Genomic DNA, 19,909 nt, shown 5'->3' on the forward strand with positions numbered 1-19,909 from the left:
ACCATCAATATGAATATTTCTAATATCAAAATTATGCTGCTTGGCTCAGGTGAGCTAGGCAAAGAATTCATTATAGCTGCACAAAGACTAGGTATCGAGACTATTGCTGTTGATCGCTATAAAAATGCTCCAGCAATGCAAGTAGCTGATAAGAGTTATGTTATAGATATGCTCAATGCTGATGCACTGGAAAAACTAGTTCTAGCAAAGTCTCCAACATATATTGTCCCAGAAATAGAAGCTATAAATACTGATAGTCTAATTAAGCTTGAGTCGCAAGGATTTAATATTGTTCCATGTGCAAAAGCGGCCAAACTAACTATGGATCGCCAAGGGATTAGAGCTTTAGCTGCCAAAGAGCTTAATTTGCCAACTTCAAAGTTTGCATTTGCAAATAGTGAACAACAATATCTATCTGCAACACAATCCATTGGAATCCCGTTTGTAATAAAGCCTGTAATGAGCTCATCTGGCAAGGGGCAATCGATAGTCAAAGACTCTAAAAGTATTAAAAAAGCTTGGGATTATGCTCAAAGTGGTTCACGCGGCCATGCAAAAGGGGTCATTATCGAGCAATTTATTGATTTTGACTATGAAATTACTCTTTTGACTGTTAGACATAAAGCTGCTACTTTATTTTGTGATCCTATTGGCCATATTCAACAAGATGGTGATTATCGCTTCTCTTGGCAACCACATGCAATGTCAGATGCAGCTTTAGCAAAATCACAAAAAATTGCTAAAGAAATTACTGATGCCTTGGGCGGTTATGGAGTTTTTGGTGTTGAGTTGTTTATAAAAGGCGATGAAGTATTTTTTAATGAAGTCTCGCCACGCCCTCATGATACAGGTATGGTGACACTTATATCTCAAAATATCAACGAATTTGAGCTACATCTTCGTGCAATACTTGGACTACCTATACCTGATATAAAGACATTACAGCCGTCTGCTTCTGCAGCAATACTGCTTGAAGGAGATACAACTAATGCAAGTATTTGCGGCATTGATAAAGCATTAGCTGACTCAAATGTAGATATAAGAATATTTGGCAAAAAAGAAATACATGGTAAACGCCGTATGGGAGTTGTATTGGCAAAAGCACAAAATACTCACAAAGCTTTAGAAAGTTCTAAGCGAGCTCTAGCACATATTCAACTTATTAAATAAGCTAGCGCTTTCTAAGCAAATTTATGCCATCTCCAATCGGTATTATACAAGCTTCTACGCGCTTATCATTATGAATTAACTTATTTAATTTCCTTATAGCTAGTGTACTTTCTTCGTTGTTTTGCCCATCAGCAACTCGAACTGACCACAAAACGTTATCTACCACAATAATACTCCCCCGGAATCAATCAACTCTAAAGTTTTTTCATAGTAATTTATGTAATTTGGTTTATCAGCATCGATGTAAACAAAATCAAATTTTTGCTGTTGGTGTAAAAATCTATCTAGTGCCTCAAGTGCCGGAGCAATATTTAGGTTAATTTTATGCTCAACTCTAGCCTGTTGCCAAAAGTGCTTATATGGCTTGAGATACTCATAACTAATATCACATGCCTCAATCTTAGCATCATCAGCTAAAGCTTGAGCCATTACTAAAGTAGAAAAACTGCGAAAAACTCCTATTTCTAAAACCCTTTTAGCATTAATTATTTTTAGCAAAACACTAAGCAACTGCAACTGGTTTGGTGAACTAAGCATATGATTTAATTCATCATTATTTGCTTTATCAAAAAGTTTTTTGGCAATAGCATCTAACTTAACTGAATTAGCATCGATATATTGATCAAGATTAGCACTATTAAATAATGATTTGATAGACATAAAAAATACCTTACATGCTTATGCTTTATTTATAAATTTAGATAACCAAAAAAGTCTAAATTTGCTAGCGAGAATGCTACTTAACTTTAGTTATAGAAAAAGTCCAAAACCAAAAAATAAGTGCGTAAACACCCCACCATTCAACAATATTATGATTAATTGTCGTTTGATCCATAAATACTGACCATATTGAAAATGCGATTGTTATTAAAATTGCTATTCTGCGTAAAATCAGTGGAATTTTATTTAACTTAGCTGAGTATTTATATTCAATAATCGTATACCACACCTGGCAAACACTCATCAACACAAAAAATACCGCAACAGCTTTTAGATGTACATTCATGGGGGTATCTTGACCGTCAATCACAGCAGTACCTATTATCAAGCCAATACAGCCAACTGATGCTAAAAATAATATTGCTTTTCCTTGCTTGATTACTGCTTTGCTATAGTCACTTATTTGTACAAGTAATTGCTGGATAAAGAAAAATATCACCGCCATCAGTGTTGCTGTTGGTATTAATACTGCCTTGAGCATATATTTCTCATATGAAGTAAACCCAGCATGAGTAATATCAGAGCAACCTGAAATGAAAGGATTACATAATGTATTATGTCCATCAGCTATAGATACAAGATATGTGGCAAAAAACAAAATAGCTACCGATATGGTCATTGCAGCAATAAGTTTTCTTGGATCAATTTCAGCTTTCATTCTTTTAACCCAAAAGTTAGTGAAATATTAAGCTTATAGTATCACTTGTTAATAAATATTTCTAATTTTAGCTAATCAATTTAAGCGTAAAACTTGATTACATAATTTTCAAACTAATAAAGAGTTTATAAAAGTTATTCAAAACGAATAATATTTACCTTTTTTATAACTATGCTATAATTTGTTGGTTTCTTTAAAAAAATAGTAAAAAACGAAAGGATTTAACAAAATGCCATTTGTAGTTACTGAAAGTTGTATTAAATGTAAATACGGTGATTGCGTAGAAGTTTGTCCAGTGGACTGTTTCTATGAAGGACCAAATATGCTAGTAATCAACCCAGATGAGTGTATTGACTGCGCTCTTTGTGAGCCTGAGTGTCCTGTTAATGCGATAAAATCTAGTGATGATTTAAGTGAAAATGAAGAGCAAATGCTTGAACTTAACAAAGAGCTAGCTGGTATTTGGCCAAATATCGTAGAAAAGTGTGAACCTTGTGAAGATGCTGATAATTGGGCATCTGTTCCAGATAAGTTAAAATATTTAGAGAAATAGTTTCTCTTTTTACTTCTTTAGAACTTTTGGTATTCTTAGTCTTTTATCTATTTCTTAATTATCTTATTAGATAATTTAGTTACTATTCCTTGAATGATATTTTTTAATTCAAGAACTGCTATTATTACTATAAATGAGCCAAAGAATATGCTTCCAACAATACAATATAATGGTACAGATTGAATTAACATAATAAGTATTCTCCCTAGTTACATTATTTTTCTTTCATAATTTAATAACTATCTTTTAAAATTCATTTCTATTTAGATCTGTTTTTTTATTCTTTTTTCCTTTTACAACAAGCCAAATAAATTTAATTACTAGATCACATCAATAAAGTTACTTTATAGAAGATAATATTCTCTAAAAATAGCTAAGATATTTCCTATTTGTAAAATTTTGTAATTTTGAAGATTGCTATTTCAATAAGTACTCATAAATCAGAAAGTTGCTGATAAAAAGCCAAGCCCTAGTATTTACACTGCTAGCTTCATTTCCATAAACCTAATAAATTTTTGCTAACTCTTATTTACAACTATAACTTTATATCAAAAATTCCATCTATAAACTAAATATTTGTATAAATTTGAACAGGTAAAATTATAATTATATATCTATTTATAAATTATATATTTTACTTATCTAAAGTTTTTACAATTTAACTTATTTTTATTTAATTCACCCAAACTTTTTTTTATGTATCTAATTAATTCTGCGCTAGAGATTTTTTGTTTAATTGGTGGTATCCCAAGATAGATTCTAATAGGATCATTATTAGATAACCTACTTAATCTAAAAGATAAGATATCAGCAGTTTTTGAAGAAAATGATATCAAGTTACTAGGGGCACACAGTGACTCTAATTTAGATAAAAATACTCCTTTTGGTAAAAAATTTCCAGGAATTTTAAATTGATTTATTAAATAGTCTTTAATTTTATCTTTTTTTGAAGGTTTGCCAGATTTTGATTTTACATCAGCTCCTCTAGAAAGGATAAATTGCAAAATAGTAAGTTGAATACTATAAAAATTATTCATATCTTTAACTTGATAATTCTTGACTAAATAGGAATGATTTTTACCCTTTATTATTCTTTGGAAACCCTCAATATTACGGTATATTATCCCTTCTATCTGCTTTGATAGAACCCTTTCATCGATGCTTAAATCCATACCAAAATAGTTAGAGAAAGCTTTATTTTGAAAAGGATCTGCTTTTTGGCCCATTGCCATTTTATATGTCTCTTTTACTTGTTGAATGCTTTCACAAACTATCTCAGATATTGATTTTCCAAATTTTGCATTAATCGTATTGATATAATCAGAGGCTATAATGGGTAAATATTCTTTCAATCCTGGAATACGAATATAATAATCTACATAATTTTTATGAATAGCATTATGGGCTCCTCGCCCTTCATATTCATAAGGAAATAGAATGTTAATAGGTGAATTCTTTGCAAAACTTCTAAAAGCCGCACCTCCATCGATTTTTGCAACTTTTTTAGCACCTTCTTCACCATACAATGCAACGTTACTTGAATGGAGGCTATAATCTCCAAAGAACGCTACTGATTGTAACACACATTTGGCTAAAGTTATTTTCATATCTTCTTTATAAGTTGGTTTTTGAAATAATTTACTTTCTTCTACAAATTTACTATAAATACTTCTATTTGTTATTTCTTTCCAATTATCTCTTTCTTTTCCGCTACTTTTTGCAGTTCCTAGATATCTAAAAAGTTCTTTAAAATCTGATAAAATAGGTACGCTTAATGCTAGCATTGATTTATTTTCTATGTTTACTACAATTCCATCAGCTGCTGATATATAAGGATTCTCCACATCCAAATAACCATTAAATCTAAGATTATTTGCCAGTGCTCCATGGAACATTTCGCAAAACATTTCTTTAGGATCGCCTGGTATCTTAATGTAATGTCTATTACCTTTAATGTCCTTATATAAACCAGGAAGAGGATTAGTATTCCCTCTCATATTCTTTCCACCTATTGCTTGCTTTTCACTTTTATCCTTATATAAATATTTAGTATCTATATTCTCGGCAGCAGCTTGATTTGTTTCTAAATAAAACTTATCTTCTTTTGTTCCAAATTCATATTCTTTTATTAACATCTTAATTCCTTACTTATTTACTTTCTGATCTAAGCTATTTTTTAATTTTTGCATTCTCTCAATAAAATGATTTAATATTGCTTCAGCTTTTTTAATACTGACTTTTGATTTGTTATTATTGACTTTTGAATTTTCAAAACTACTTAATTGTGTTTGAAGTGGAACAAATAAACTAGCTTGTAAATTATTACAACGCTGATTAATAGTATCAATAATACTTTTAAACTCATTAATGTTATTAAGTGTTGCTAAGTTAGACCTAAAAAAAGCACTCTGAGAATTAGATGTTGTTGTCTTTTTGCGATCACTTAGACTTGCTCTGCCTGTATGTGCGGCTCTTAACAAAAATGTATTACTACTACCTGGACTAAACCTAGAATTAGCCGCTAATAAATTAATTAATGCCGTTAGATTTTTGCTTCTTAAAACTCGTGATAGTTCAGCTATACGAAATTTAGTACTATCTTTACTCAGCATATCCCATTTATCAACTATGTAGTCGTGATCTATTTTTGCAAAATAAGTTTCACCATCAAAATTAGCTTGACCATAGTTAAAAATATGAAAATCATCTTCCATGAGTAGGTAAACAAAAACTAAAATAGATATTAGACCCTTGGTTTTAAGTTTCTCATCATCTGTCATTTTTCCATATTCTTTAAAGCCCTTTAAACCTCTTGAACAAATTCCTATTATTTGATCATTTTTAGTAACAAGCCTTGATTCTGAAGCTCTTTCACCAATTAAATAACGCCATATTTGTGCATAAACCACCTCAGCTATACCATTATCTATATTCTTTTGATACTCTTTAGAAGAGAGTTCGAAAGGTTTCATAAAAAATAAATTGCCAGGACTCTTATAAATTCTAATATCATGAGCAGAAGTTTTAGACGTCTTAGTTGGTGGTTGCCCTAGATCACATTCTTCTATAGTAAAAAGACTATCTTTTAGATCATTATTTTCAAATAATTTATCAAATCCAGTTCCTTTTATATATCTATAACCTGCACTGATAGAGTCGCGAGCATTTTTCACATAAGTTCTAAGTGAACTAGTTGTATTATTGCCTTCAGTTAGTTTTTTTGCTTCTTTTTTAATAGTGCTTATATCTACTGATTTAGGCTGAGTTTTATAAGCGATACTTAATAGCTGATTTGATATTGCAGATGTTGACTTAGTATATATGAAATTATATAAAAGAATATGTAATTGTTCTTCCGAATATGCAGCTCTATATACCCATTTTGAGAGTATTTTCGCTCTTTCTATGCCTGATTCACCATGGTGATGGAGCAATTGCCAGTTAGATAGTTTTGCTTTGTTTTGATTTAATATATATGAATCAATAGCTTGTTGAATAACATCTACACTAGGATTTATAAATTCTACTGCCATTTTACATTTACCTCTTATCTTTTGATTTATAATTTATTACTACTTAACTGTTTTGCTATAGCTTATTTAGGATTACTCACTGCATGGCATCACAGCTAGAGACTTGTATAGAAAATAACTCAAAAAGGTAACTGAAATATTTCTTATTTGTAAAAGTTTGCAATAATGACGATTTTAAACTAGATATGATAAATAGATGGTAGCTAATTAAATAATTTATTCTTCCCTATTATCTCTTATTCTTATATACAAGAATGTTATTAAACATAGTACTAATAATAATGTTATATAATTACTTGTAAACCAAACATTTACCCACTCAGAGATAATAAGTCCAAATAAAAATGATACGAATCCTAAAGTTAAAACTATATTAAATTTATAATAATTATGTTTACTTATATATACAGCAATAACGAAAAAAAAGAAAAATGAGTAATACCAAGTAAAGTTAGCAACAAGAAATTCATTTAAAAAGTAGGCTTCTCCAAAAATTAATATAAATATAATGTTCACAAATAGTAATATACTAGAACATGAAAATATAAAGATATATTTATTCTTATTTACATAAGCTGATATTAATATTATTGATAAAAATAATATGGCATACACTACAATTTGAAAAAAGTAAAAAACATTAAAATATGCGTTATCACTAAATACTACATAATATAAAAGGTACTGTTGTATAAGCCCGTCTATAGTTCCACAGATTAATAAATAAAAAAATATTTTTACTATAGAATATTTTTTAAAGATATTTATCAAATATACAAAAAACCTAATAGAAAAGTTTTTATAATTTACTTGCTTTTCCGTTAATTCATCTTTTGTGATAAAAGAATATAATATAAATAGTCCAATAAATAAAATTGATGTACAGTATGATATTATCTTTCCTCTTAAAGCTGTTTCTTGAGCTAATAAAGAGGATGTCAGTAGCATTACTAGCTTTAATAAAGGGAAAAAGCCACAGAATAACCCAGCAGCAAAAAATTTATTTTTTACTCTTAAAATAAGCTTATACAAAAGCATAAACATATTTGTATATAATATCGAAAATCCCAAAACAATAAAAAATAACTTCAATACTGAATTGGAATGAAAAGATACAGCATATATAAAATAAACAAAGAAACCGATCAAAAAACTTGTTTTTATAACCTGATTTAATTTTTTATGAGAAAAAAAACACAATATAGATGATATTAATATTAAAACAGGTAATAAAGCACCGATTAGGTAGAAAAACCTAAAATACCTATAAGTATTTGCAGAAGTTAGATTTTGATAATTCATTAGTTCAGGAATCATAGCTAATATAACTTCTAAGGTTATTATTATCAATACTAAAATAAAGTTCTTAAACTGGTAGTTTAACATTAACGATTACTCCGTGAGGCTCATAATGATTGCTTATACTTATAAAGCCATTATGATTAGTGATAATTTCTTGAACTATAGTCAGTCCAAGGCCATTGCCTTCTTTCATACTATTAACCTGATAAAATGGCCTAAATATATTTTTAATTTCACTTTCCTTTATTCCTTTTCCATAATCTTTAATATTTATTTCTACAAAATAATCATTTTTTGCAATATTGACTGATACTTTATCACTATATTTTTTTGCATTTGAAATTAAATTTTCAAAAGCCCTATATAAAGATAGCTTTCGACCCTTTAAGCAAATATCATCATCTATATTTATATCTATGTTGTTATATTTATTTATTATATTCTTTAGTAAAGAGCTAATATTTATATCTTCGATTACTTCATGACCAAACATGTCATCTTTTGCTTCTAATAATATTTGATAACATAACTTTTCTAACAGCTCAACGTCCTCTAAATTATCTTTGTAATCGACCAAACCTAACTCATACCTAAGTTTTAAACGTGCAATAGGCGCCTTAAGATCATGAGCAATCATCGATAACATCTTTGTTCTTATATTTAGTGCTTTGAATAATCTCTCTTGTATAAAATTTATTGAATTAGCAAACCGACCTAGCACTTTGATACCACTTGCCCTAACTTCTTTTTTTACTAACGACATGCCAACTTCATATACATTATCTTCTAGCTTTCTAGTAGGGATAATTATTTTTAATAGCGCCCAGCAAAATATGCTTATGATAACTATTACCATTGCTGTTATTAAGTTGGCAAATAATAGCACTTTTTCTTCAGGTAAAGTTGACCTAATAATATAGTTTAGCCATTTACCTTTATAACTCTTAACAGAGATACAATACCATAAACGAAACTTAATATTTTCACTATTATTATAATATTCCTCAAGTTCTTTTTGATTTAATTGTGTTTTACATAGCGGTTTTTGTGTAAATGATGCTACAGCAGCATTAAATTTAAAATTAAAAAATATGTTTCCATTTAAAAGTTCACCTTGGTAATTCGAAAGCATTTTGATCATACTAATATTATTTCTAGAGATACTAGTGATAGTTTTATCAGGATTTAACCTATTTTGGTCTGCTATCGAATAAGTTGCTACAATAATCTGTGCGATAAGTAATATTAATATTAATAGAATTAATAGCCTGAAAATTTTATTTTTTAATATTATTCTTATAGTTGATTTCATTAACTATTCTTCTGATGTACTGCTAGTGTCCACATGTAGCCCGAGCCATGTATAGTCTTTATAACATCATTTATACCGATATCCTTAAGTATTTTTCTCAATCTTGAGACCTGTATATCAATTGATCTGTCAAAATTTTCTAATGATCTATTTTGTGTTTGCTCCATTAGAATATCTCTCGAAAGAATAATATTTGGGTTTTCGAGAAAATATTTAAGAACCCGGTAAACTCCAGTTGTTATGGGTATCATTTTTGCTTTATGTTTTAATGTTTGTGTACTTGTATCAAGTATACAATCACCAAAGGTGTAGCTAATGAATTTTTTATTTATTGTTGCTGGTACTTGTTTATGAGACCTTTTAATAATGTTTTTAATTCTTGAGTATAGCACCATAGGATTAAAAGGCTTAATCATATAGTCATCCGCACCTACCTCTAATGCAATTATAGTATTAATATCCTCCTGAGACGAGGTTAACATCAAGACAGGAATCTCAGAGAATGTTCTAATTCTCTTACATGTCTCTATACCGCATATTCCTTGCATATGGATGTCTAAGATAACAACATCAAACTTATCATGGCTAGTACTTAAAAGATCTACAGCATCTTCACCTGAGTGTACTATATGTATTTGATAATTATATTTATTAAAAAAAAGTTCAAGCATGGAACAAATTTTTTCGTCATCATCAACTATTAAAATGTGCATATTTTTTCCTTTTAATACATTCCTACAGTTATTCTTTGCTAGAGAAACATCATTACTATTTTTATTTCTGATCATGATGATCAAAAGTTTTTTAAGTTAAATTAAAAAGTTAGATGTTTACATGTAAAAATTGAATGCTACTCTGTTTCCTACACCTCGTAAAATAATTATATATTAATTTTAAAAATAAGTCATTTTGTTCAAATTAGCAATAAATTACTAAAAACTAATCTAATTATAAAAAGGAATATTAAAAAGATATTTCAAAATTCATCTCTAAAAAACTTTAACCTGTCTAATAATATATAATATACATGTGATAAGTAAATCGAATAATTCAGTACACAAATAAAACTTTTAACATTACTTCTTTAAGCAATATATTTCCACTTAAATCTATGCTTATTAAAACAAGATTAGTCAAGTTGATTATAAATTATCATTTCGCAACAGACGTATTCTTTACAAAGATAACTTATTAGTTTAATTTAAAAAATAAATTTAATTAAAAATAATATCCATGAGAAATATTTTCCTAAGCTTATTATTAGTGACCCCATTATGTTGCTTTAGCAAAGGAGAAAATCAACTAAATTTTGAGATGTTTAATAATGAAAAGTGTATTTATACTAAAGGTGAAATATCAGTTTTTAAAACTCAATACCTTAAAAGAGAAAATGAAAAAACAATTATTGACGCCTTAATCGAATATGAAGGAAAAAATATAGAACAGAAAATAGTTGATGAAGATAAAATATTTATGTTTACTGTATCTTATAAAGCTCCATTAAAAAGTCAAGGAACAATAAAGTTTAAAAGTATAGAACAATCAGGTCTTCTAAATGCTTTAAACTTTGATCTACAAAGAAAAATTGGTCAGGATGAAGCAACATATCAAGTACTTCTGTGTTATATGGAAAATGATCCGATATTAATTTACATAGAGAGTGATGGTAAATTATATGGATTCCCAACCCTAGTTACTTCAAATGAAAACATCGATGACTACTGGGTTAATAGTGATAAAAATAAATAGAATTAATTTTGAATAGCTCTCTTGTAACCTATTATAAATACATAATCTTATCTCGGAAAAACCTAACAATTTATAGAATAATAATTTCAGCTACTTTATCTAATTAAATCTCATTTGTTTATATACAACTCAAATATAACTGGTATGTATCATCGTTCAACAAATTAACTTTAAGACACAAGACTTTCTCATCAACTACAGCTTGCCATTGATCTCCTAATGGTATAATTTCAAAAACTTGCTCAGCATTTGGAAAGTTATCCAAGATTACTTTTGAATCAACAGCCTTTAACTCAATACCAGGTAGTGCTTTTAATAAGATATTTTCAGCTTTCGAAGGTGCAAAACCTTTAACTAATAATTTTTTATCCGATATAGCAGTTGAATTACTATGATATATTAGATATTTAGATTCAGATGTAAAAAACTCATCATCTAATATTCCTGTTTGATATATACCTTGCTTATAGCTCAAAGTATATACATTTGGTCTTTTTGGTTCTATTGTTGAATATTTATCTATTAATTCTAAAAGCCTACTACAATCTTGCAGTGGTTGTCTACAGCTTTTATAAAAAGATGTTTTGTTATGCCATACCAATAAAACACATTGGTATAGTTGATGTAAATAATTTCGTAAATTTTGTATATTGATAGGTTTATTATCAAGTTGTTGTAAACTGAGCCAAAACTCTATCTCTGATAATTTGAGATACACAGACTGATACCTGTCATATAAATTCTTGTTTATACAAATTGACTGAAGCTTTTCTCTCATATTAGATAACTTATTTGCTGCAGAATCTAAAAATGAGTTAGCAAAAATCTGTGGTAAAAGTATACATTTCGGTATATACGAATCAATTTGCCATTTTTGCTCATCTTCGATATAAATCAACTCAAATAATTTTACTGAGTAGTCTGCTTTAGTTACTAAAGTATTAGTTAAAAAAAATTCATAATATTCTATCTCAATATCATGATTATTAATATTTTTAAACTGTATATCTGGTTTATCTTTTAGGGTCAGATATAAGCTTAATTTACCATCATTGGTTTGCTCTGGATCTAATTCATAAGCATTGCATATTGCATTAAATCCTAATGATATAAAGGTTGGACCAGGCATAAATATAGCTAGGTCGGTTATTTTAAAAACATTATATGACAAAGCTTTTTCATCTATAACAATATCAAGTACACCGTCATCATAACCATGAATTACGCTATTTACATGACCATTTAATTGATACATATATTTTTGTTGTAAGATGAAATGTTCAGGCAATAAAACTTGCCCCATACTCCAGTGTACTTGACTCATTATAAAATCCTTAATTACTTGTATTATTAGCCAAAATAGATGTCACAACTTTAGCACTATCACTAGAGTTTTCTGTAGTTAGTGAAACATCAAAATTGTTGCTAGCACGTATGTTATTTAAAGTAATTAATCCAACTGCATTTGAACTATCACTACCTCCACCTATTAGCTGGATTACAGGCTCACTTGTGGATACAAACGTCACCTCAGTTTGGAAAGTTAAGATATCTCCCCACTTACCCTCAGTGTTTCCTGAAGCTGGTTTAAAATAAAACTGTCCAGTAACCAAAGAATCAGTGGCAATTGTTACTTCAACTGTTAACATTTGACGTCCTGCTCTAGCTTGTTTATATGCTGAGGTGATAGCCTCATAACTATCTGCTGTCACAGCAAAAGTTATAGAGTTAGATCCAATTGTACCAATAGTAGCACTAGCAACAGAAAGATGCTCAAGTGTCGCTACTATATCTTTATTAGGTTCTGTAGCTCCTCCTGGGTACATTGCTGCAAATTTTGTTAATGTAATACTCTTGCCTGCTACTTTAACAGCAAAGCTACTTCCTAGAAGTATCTTAGGTTCCATTGCTATATCTGGACTGATAGATTGTGCATTCTGTAGTGAGCTAAGATTAACACTTAATCTATCGTTATCAATCGCAACATAATCATCAACTTGTCTCATAAGTTATTCTCCTTTTTGATTATTAATTTTTCTTAAGCTAGTCTCGTGTCTAGCTTAAGGGTTACATCCATACCTTCAAATTTAATATGAGGTAGAACTTCGATATTGCAGTTAAACCAACCAGCCATCCCAGGAGATTTGCTGACATTGACTCTAGCTGCTTTAAATGGATAGTAAGAGGTTGTTAAAGCATTTGGATTTGGCACAGTTGTTACATATTTACTAATCCAAGTATTTAACTTATTACTCATAATAGTTTCATCTGTCTCTGAACCAATATCATCACGAGCTATACATTTAACATAGTGAGCTATCTTACAAACCGAAAATGTATATGGTAGCTTTGTAATTAGCTGACTATTCTCACTATCACTATGATCTTCAAATTCTTCGCTAGCTTTTAGTGATTGAGCACTAAAGAAGCAAGCATTTGATGTTTTCTTTTCATAAACCAAACCAATAAAACCTGCTTTAGCTAAGCTATACTCTTTATGGTCTGGAATTAACAAATTCACAGGTAATACAAAAGCATTACTATCGCGCTCATTAAAGTTATAAATCGGCAATCCCTCAACTTTTCCACCACTTGTTGGACCACAAATTGATTGGCACCAACCTGTAATCTCAAATGATCTAGCTAGATTTTTAGCAAATAATACTGCGGCATTACCCCATAAACAACTTTGATCTGGAGCAAGTAAACTTACTTCTTCTTTAAAGTTATTTAGAGGTCCCTTACCTGCAGGATTATTAACAGGGTCATAAGGTGCTCTTAACATAAAGTTAGGCAATGTCAGACCTATATACCCAGCTGCTCTAGTTTTACGAAAAGCATTCCAGCGCCCAAATCTAGGATGTGCCATCAAACCATCAATATCTTTGATCTCACTTAAATCATTATATGTCTCACAACCAAATAATTTCGGTGAAGCAGCTGCAATAAATGGTGCATGAGAAGCTTCTGCAATCTTACCCATAACAGTAAGCCACTCAATATCTTCTTGAGTTTTATCAAAATCATACAAACCAATCAAAGCACCATATGGCTCACCACCAAATTGATCATATTCAGCTACATAAACTTTTTTAAAGAAATCACTACCAGAAACATCTACACTATTATTTTCAAAATCTTCTGCTAACTCATCTTTGTCTACATCGATAATAGATAAGTGTGTCTTTTTGAAATCAACACTATTAGCAACTTCTTGAACAGATCTCCAACTAGTTTCTAACTTTCTAAAGTCTGGATGTGCTAATACTTCTGATACTTGTTTATTAATCATACGGTCAATCATCTCAGTTACTCGATGAATTAAGTTTTTATCAATAACAGATTCATCTTTTTTATTACTAAGTAATATCGATAAAGCAGTCATTAATCTTGATTCATAACTTGCTTGTAATTTATCGTTACTTAATTGATCTTGAGTTATAAGCTCAAAAGTATCACTCTGCTCAAACCCTGCTGCTGAGAGGATATCAGCACACTTATATGTAGTTTCGTTAAATTCACTCATTATAAAATCCCCCATTTATCAAAGATCTTTATTAAATTTATATGTTTCAAGAAGAGGAAGTTCTTCTTGAATTTTTTCTAACGCCTGTACATTATTGATACCATTGTTTAGTAAGTTTCTAAGCTTTCTATTATTGTCGATAGTAGAGCCAAACTCTTGAATTAACTTCTTAGCTTGAAGCAATGATGCTAATTCAGGAATAAGCTGAGCGATCGTATTTGGATCAAATACTTTCATAGAATTTACATCTAAATCTACTTGAATATCTTCACCACCTTCTTTGATATGGTTTGGTACACTAATATTCAGTTTAATACCCATAGAATCCATTACTTCAGATAAGTTTGGGCTATTTAATTCATAAATCTTGCGATTAGGTAGCTCTTGTTTTCTTTCTTTTGAATTACCTAGAGAAAGATCTCCTACCAACAACTGTCTAAAAGGTAATTCTTTTTTCTTCTTAGTTCCCTCAACCTCCATATCATACGTGATTGTAATACGCGATTTAGGAATTGCTTGGTTAACTTTCATTTTAACTCCCCTTATTTATGTTAATATTTAAGTTTAAAAACTCTTTTGAAGTTTCTATGCAATAAGATAATTGCTAGATGTAACTAAAATATTAAGGATTTGTAAAACTTTGTAACTTTTATCTTTTTCTTCACTTAATTGATTTACGACATCTAATATCATCTTATTTACCGCCTAGTGGCAAAAACTTTAACCTTTTAATGTTTAGAATATTAATAGACGAATTTATCTAAAATATTTACGGTGTGTAACAATTTGTAACTTCAAACTCATTTACAATAAAAAATAATTGAGAAAGCTGTTAAAGCCTTATTAAGATTGTTGATTTAATCATTGTTTTAATAGAAATAAGCTGGTTGGAAACAATAGCAGCAGCAATTATAAACTATAAAGAATTAGTTGAAGTTATATATGATCCTATAAAAAATAGTTATCAAGTGCTTGTAGAGTATTTTTATCGTCACATAGATCCTACTCTGATTCTAGAGGACAAATTTGTGATAAAGGTAAGCAATATTAATCAGCAATTTACTCTAATAACGATGTGCAGAAACAGACTACTGAGAAAATAACCAAAGAGCTACAAACAGTATTTAAAGAGTATGATAAAAAATATATACTCAAATTTTACCATCTACACATTTCCATAAAGCTGAAAATTATCATTATAAAAACCCTAAAAGATATTGTTACCATCTTACAAGATGTAGTCGTGATAAAACGGTAAATAAAGTTTGGCAAAATATAGATCTGAAATATAGTAATATAGTGCCTTTTGTTATACCATCTAGCTAACCAGATTATTTAATAAGATAAAAATATGAAAGTAGTTGGTGTGGCAACAAAGGTTTCTAATGATAGAGAAGACCTACTTGAGCAGGCTTGGGAGCTCTTCTTTAATAGTGAAGTTTTAGAATACCTTAATAAACAAAACTTATCTCAAGATATAATCTCTGTTTACTATGATTATGAAGGTGATCATACAGCGCCGTATACTCTTTTGATAGGCTATGAGGTAACAGAAACTTTTGAGGTACCAACAGGTTTAGATTCTGTCATTATTGAGCTTAATCATGAGGTATATAGAGTAGCTGGTGAGCTTCCTGATGCAATAATAGATAAATGGCAAGAAGTGTGGGCTGATAACTCTAAAAAGAGAGCTTATAGAGCAGATTTTGATAGGTATAATCCAATAAATGATTATGCTGAAGTTAATGTCGAATATCTTAGGTAATACTATATAGCTGTTTAAAACACAGAAAAATTCAACTTTTAGTACTTTTTCGTTTAAAATACTAGATAAAATCAAAAAATCCCTAACAAAATGGAAACTATATTAGCAAAAATTGTTGAAGCAAAAAGAAAGTGGCTTTTTGCCAAGAAAAGAATATTCCCACTAGATGTTTTTAAAAAAGAAATTGTTAAAACAGACCGTAACTTCTATGAAGCTTTGGAATCTGATAGAGCAGTATTTATTTTAGAATGTAAAAAAGGCTCACCTTCTAAAGGGATTATCCGTAAAAATTTTGATCTAAATGAAATTGCAACTGTATACAAAAACTATGCAAATGTTATATCTGTACTTACAGATGAAGAGTTTTTTATGGGTAGTTTTGCAAATCTAGAAATTGTTAGAAAACAGGTTGCACAACCTATACTTTGTAAAGATTTTATAATAGATGAGTATCAAATATATTTAGCAAGGCATTATCAAGCTGATGCAGTATTACTGATGCTTTCAGTACTTGATGATCAAGAGTATAAAAATTTAGCAAAATTAGCTAATCGCCTTGAGATGGGAATACTCACAGAGGTTAGTAATGAAGAAGAACTTCAAAGAGCGATAAAGTTAAAAGCAAAAGTTATCGGCATTAATAATCGCAATCTTAGAGATTTATCTATAGATCTAAATACTACTCGTCTTTTAGCGCCAAAAATACCTAAAGGAGTAATTATTATTTCAGAGTCAGGTATTTATAAGAATCAGGAAGTTCGTGAGCTTAGAAATTATGTAAATGGTTTTCTTATAGGTAGTTCTATTATGGCTGAGCGTAATCTAGAACTTGCTGTTAGAAAGATAGTTTATGGATTTAATAAAGTTTGTGGTCTTACATCTGTAGAAAATGCGCAAAAAGCTTACAATGCTGGGGCTGTATATGGAGGATTTATCTTTGTAGAAAAATCACCACGCTATGTGGACTTTTCGATGGCAAAACAAATAACTAAAAAAGTTAGATTAAACTATGTAGGTGTATTTGCTAATGCTAAGATAGAAGATGTAGTAAATACCTGTTATGCACTAAAACTAAGTGCTGTGCAATTACATGGTAATGAAGATCAAGAATATATTGATACTCTAAAATCTAAACTACATAGAAACTGTCAAATATGGAAAGCTTATGGTGTAGATAAAACCCTTCCAAAGTTTTTTGATAATGTTGATTATCATCTTTTAGATGCTCAAGTAGATGGTAAATCTGGTGGTACAGGTAAAACTTTTGATTGGAACCTTATTAAAGATAGAAAAAATATAATTCTTGCTGGAGGTCTTAACTCTAAAAATATAGCTAAAGCAATACAACTAAAATGCTCCGCTTATGATATTAATTCTGGAGTTGAATCTGAACCAGGTCAGAAAGATCAAAACAAATTAAACGAAGTTTTTGATATAATTAGAAACTACTAAGATTTTATTGATATTTTTTTAGTAGAATTATCTTTTTCTTTTTTAGGAATATTTAAGGTTAATACACCATTATTATATTTAGCTTCTATTTTATCACTATCTATATTATCAGGTAGGTTTATACTACGCTGAAATTCACCGTAATAGCACTCTTGTACATGATGTTTTTTATCTTTGTGTAAGTGTTCACGTTTAGCTTTTATAGTTAGTTTATTTTTATCTAATTCTATATCGATATCTTTCTCTTCTATTCCTGCTAAATCTGCAGTAATACTATAGGCAAATTCATCTTCAGTAATATCTAGGTGTATATTTTCTATGTATTTTTCTTCTTGATAACTTTTAGGAAAACTAAAAAAATTATCAAAAAGATCATTTATAGAATGCTTTAGCTCAAATGGATTATATCTAATTTCTTTACTCATATTTATTCTCCTTCTAAATATATTTAATATAGATTTCTCACCTTTCATTTTTAAATATGTGTATCAAAGCTAAAAATTCAAGTAAAAAACAATAAATCAATACATTTTTAGAATTTATAATAAATTACTGAAAAAAATTCTTAGAATTTAGAAAATATAGCTAACTATATTAAAAAGTAGTACGTCATTCCGTCAGGCTTGACCACGGAATCTACTGAAATAGCTTGGTTTTAAGCTATTTCAATTAGTACTACTTTTATGCCTAGCAGGCTATATATCAATAGCAATAATTACAAGTGCAGACAGCGATTTAGTTGTAAAGGTTGATCAGCTTGCGAAAAAATAAGTTAATAGCTTTAATGTTTATAACGTATATTTTAGGTTTAACACTTATTATCTTAGCAAAGGATATTTAATGACTATTTTTAATAAGTTAGTTAAAGAATTATATTTTTGGCTATTAAAGTTTAATTTTTGCTAAAATTTAAAAACTTCTAAAGACATTAATAACTCTGCCTATAATTTCAGCTTCATAAGGTTGTTTTATTTCATCATTATTTTGAAAATTTGAATTAAGAGGCATAAGACATAATTTTCCATTTTCTATATATACAAGTTTAACAGTAGCTCCATCTGAGTTTTTAGCAACTATAACTTTTCCAACTAAATTGATTATATTTTTATCATTTGGATCAACAATAATAGTTTCTCCTTCATTTAAGGAGTATTTAGCATATTTTTTATCAAGCTTTTGTTTATCACTATAATCGTAGTTCATACTGTTACCTTTAACTTCTAGTAAGAAACCATTCTTAGGTATCAAGTTAGCAGGTAGATTCACGTATTTTATAGGATCTATTTCATAAGATGAAAGAGTGAATTCTCCAGCCTGAACATATGACAATACAGGTACTTTAATAGACATATTAGTAAAATCTGACTCATCTATATTTAATATTTCCATTACCTTTAAGTGTGTATCATATGCTGGAGAATTAACACCAGCTACCCAATGTTTAATAGTTCTTTCACTTTTGCCTAATATTTCAGCTAATTCTTTTTGCTTCATTCCTATTTTTTTAAGAATAGGTTTTAGATCTCTAGAATATTTAAACATTAGTATCAATGTATTTTGGGGTTTATATAATTATAAAATTATTATTTGAAGCAATCAATATAATTAATATAAATAAGTGTATTTAATCTTCACTTTAGCAAAAAATATGATATATTTTAGAGCTAAAGGTGAAATAATAAGGCACCAAATAAAAATAAAGGAAGTAAACTTAAATCATTTGAAAGTTCTTTCTAAATTTATTTTTCTAGGCTTAAAGAGTAATTTATAAAAGAGGAGTTCCTTATGCGCAGATATTGTATAATTCAAGAGAATAATAAAATAAAAAGATTATTATCAATAATAAAAACTCATTATAAGGCAGAGTATGGAGATTCTTTAGTACAAGAAGTTAATCTTAGTCATGTTGTTAACAAAATATATAATGATGATATAAAAAAATTAGTCAAAAACCTTTGGCAAGAGTTAGAGCTTAAATTAGGATATGAAATAAGGTTATTAGAAGTTAATAGTAAACTTAGTATTCTTCATACGTTCAATATAAGAGCAAGAGATTTATGTTTTATAGTAAAGATAAGACCTGATATAACATCAGAAGATATATTTAATTCTATATATAAAGCTTCAAACTTCAAAGTAAAATTAAAAGCAATAAAAGTATAATTTTTT

At 29.0% G+C, this 19,909-nt stretch carries 18 protein-coding genes and 2 pseudogenes; 7 read left to right on the forward strand and 13 right to left on the reverse strand.

Annotated features, from left to right (window positions below):
- Nucleotides 1-9 precede the first annotated feature (9 nt).
- Nucleotides 10-1,170: a formate-dependent phosphoribosylglycinamide formyltransferase gene (purT, locus tag CGC45_RS08635; protein ID WP_071629876.1), complete on the forward strand. Its 1,161-nt coding sequence runs from the start codon at nt 10-12 to the stop codon at nt 1,168-1,170.
- Between the two features lies 1 nt (nt 1,171).
- On the opposite strand, the pseudogene CGC45_RS08640 reads toward purT, so the two are convergent.
- A pseudogene (locus tag CGC45_RS08640) lies at nt 1,172-1,830 on the reverse strand (O-methyltransferase).
- 76 nt (nt 1,831-1,906) lie between these two features.
- Complete coding sequence (locus CGC45_RS08645) at nt 1,907-2,548, reverse strand: Frag1/DRAM/Sfk1 family protein (protein ID WP_071629877.1); 642 nt, start codon at nt 2,546-2,548, stop codon at nt 1,907-1,909.
- Nucleotides 2,549-2,777: 229 nt separating this feature from the next.
- On the opposite strand from CGC45_RS08645, the gene fdxA reads away from it, so the two are divergent.
- On the forward strand, nt 2,778-3,101 hold the full coding sequence (fdxA, locus tag CGC45_RS08650) for a ferredoxin FdxA (RefSeq protein ID WP_071629878.1): 324 nt from the start codon (nt 2,778-2,780) through the stop codon (nt 3,099-3,101).
- A 638-nt stretch (nt 3,102-3,739) separates the two neighbouring features.
- Here the strand turns inward: fdxA and CGC45_RS09050 are convergent.
- The 5 genes from CGC45_RS09050 to CGC45_RS08680 form a co-directional block, all read right to left on the reverse strand.
- A complete protein-coding gene (locus tag CGC45_RS09050) occupies nt 3,740-5,236 on the reverse strand; it encodes a hypothetical protein (protein ID WP_071629879.1) in 1,497 nt (498 codons plus the stop codon).
- A 9-nt stretch (nt 5,237-5,245) separates the two neighbouring features.
- Nucleotides 5,246-6,634, reverse strand: coding sequence for a hypothetical protein (locus CGC45_RS08665; protein WP_071629880.1), 1,389 nt, complete (start codon nt 6,632-6,634; stop codon nt 5,246-5,248).
- A 216-nt stretch (nt 6,635-6,850) separates the two neighbouring features.
- Nucleotides 6,851-7,936, reverse strand: coding sequence for a hypothetical protein (locus CGC45_RS08670; protein ID WP_157092989.1), 1,086 nt, complete (start codon nt 7,934-7,936; stop codon nt 6,851-6,853).
- Between the two features lie 64 nt (nt 7,937-8,000).
- Nucleotides 8,001-9,248, reverse strand: coding sequence for a sensor histidine kinase (locus CGC45_RS08675; RefSeq protein ID WP_071629882.1), 1,248 nt, complete (start codon nt 9,246-9,248; stop codon nt 8,001-8,003).
- Nucleotides 9,248-10,036 (reverse strand): response regulator, encoded by a 789-nt coding sequence (locus CGC45_RS08680; protein WP_084387456.1) that lies wholly within the window; start codon nt 10,034-10,036, stop codon nt 9,248-9,250. The genes CGC45_RS08675 and CGC45_RS08680 overlap by 1 nt, the downstream gene beginning before the upstream one ends.
- A gap of 445 nt (nt 10,037-10,481) precedes the next feature.
- Here CGC45_RS08680 and CGC45_RS08685 point away from each other — a divergent pair, with 445 nt between their 5' ends.
- A complete protein-coding gene (locus tag CGC45_RS08685) occupies nt 10,482-10,997 on the forward strand; it encodes a hypothetical protein (protein ID WP_157092990.1) in 516 nt (171 codons plus the stop codon).
- 118 nt (nt 10,998-11,115) lie between these two features.
- Here CGC45_RS08685 and tssK read toward each other — a convergent pair whose 3' ends face one another.
- The 4 genes from tssK to tssB are packed head-to-tail and all read right to left on the reverse strand — an operon-like array spanning nt 11,116 to nt 15,054.
- A complete protein-coding gene (gene tssK, locus CGC45_RS08690; RefSeq protein WP_071629884.1) occupies nt 11,116-12,321 on the reverse strand; it encodes a type VI secretion system baseplate subunit TssK in 1,206 nt (401 codons plus the stop codon).
- A 10-nt stretch (nt 12,322-12,331) separates the two neighbouring features.
- Entirely contained in the window at nt 12,332-13,003 is a 672-nt protein-coding gene (locus CGC45_RS08695; RefSeq protein WP_071629885.1) for a hypothetical protein, read from the reverse strand.
- 32 nt (nt 13,004-13,035) lie between these two features.
- Complete coding sequence (gene tssC / locus CGC45_RS08700; RefSeq protein ID WP_232310095.1) at nt 13,036-14,523, reverse strand: type VI secretion system contractile sheath large subunit; 1,488 nt, start codon at nt 14,521-14,523, stop codon at nt 13,036-13,038.
- An 18-nt stretch (nt 14,524-14,541) separates the two neighbouring features.
- Complete coding sequence (gene tssB, locus CGC45_RS08705; protein WP_071629887.1) at nt 14,542-15,054, reverse strand: type VI secretion system contractile sheath small subunit; 513 nt, start codon at nt 15,052-15,054, stop codon at nt 14,542-14,544.
- A 359-nt stretch (nt 15,055-15,413) separates the two neighbouring features.
- Between tssB and CGC45_RS08710 the strand changes: the two are divergent.
- From CGC45_RS08710 to trpCF, 3 genes and pseudogenes are all read left to right on the forward strand, one after another.
- Nucleotides 15,414-15,849 (forward strand): annotated as a pseudogene (locus CGC45_RS08710) (peptide-methionine (S)-S-oxide reductase); the annotation flags it as partial.
- A gap of 25 nt (nt 15,850-15,874) precedes the next feature.
- Nucleotides 15,875-16,288 (forward strand): GyrI-like domain-containing protein, encoded by a 414-nt coding sequence (locus tag CGC45_RS08715; RefSeq protein WP_071629889.1) that lies wholly within the window; start codon nt 15,875-15,877, stop codon nt 16,286-16,288.
- Nucleotides 16,289-16,378: 90 nt separating this feature from the next.
- Entirely contained in the window at nt 16,379-17,740 is a 1,362-nt protein-coding gene (gene trpCF, locus CGC45_RS08720; protein ID WP_071629890.1) for a bifunctional indole-3-glycerol-phosphate synthase TrpC/phosphoribosylanthranilate isomerase TrpF, read from the forward strand.
- Here trpCF and CGC45_RS08725 read toward each other — a convergent pair.
- Together CGC45_RS08725 and CGC45_RS08730 are read right to left on the reverse strand one after the other, a co-directional pair.
- Entirely contained in the window at nt 17,737-18,165 is a 429-nt protein-coding gene (locus CGC45_RS08725) for an Hsp20/alpha crystallin family protein (protein ID WP_071629891.1), read from the reverse strand. The genes trpCF and CGC45_RS08725 overlap by 4 nt on opposite strands.
- A 484-nt stretch (nt 18,166-18,649) precedes the next feature.
- Nucleotides 18,650-19,282 (reverse strand): LexA family protein, encoded by a 633-nt coding sequence (locus CGC45_RS08730; protein WP_071629892.1) that lies wholly within the window; start codon nt 19,280-19,282, stop codon nt 18,650-18,652.
- 243 nt (nt 19,283-19,525) lie between these two features.
- Here CGC45_RS08730 and CGC45_RS08735 point away from each other — a divergent pair, with 243 nt between their 5' ends.
- Entirely contained in the window at nt 19,526-19,903 is a 378-nt protein-coding gene (locus tag CGC45_RS08735) for a hypothetical protein (protein WP_071629893.1), read from the forward strand.
- Nucleotides 19,904-19,909: the final 6 nt, after the last annotated feature.

This window comes from Francisella opportunistica (assembly GCF_003347135.1).
In the GTDB taxonomy this organism is placed as follows: Bacteria; Pseudomonadota; Gammaproteobacteria; order Francisellales; family Francisellaceae; genus Francisella; species Francisella opportunistica.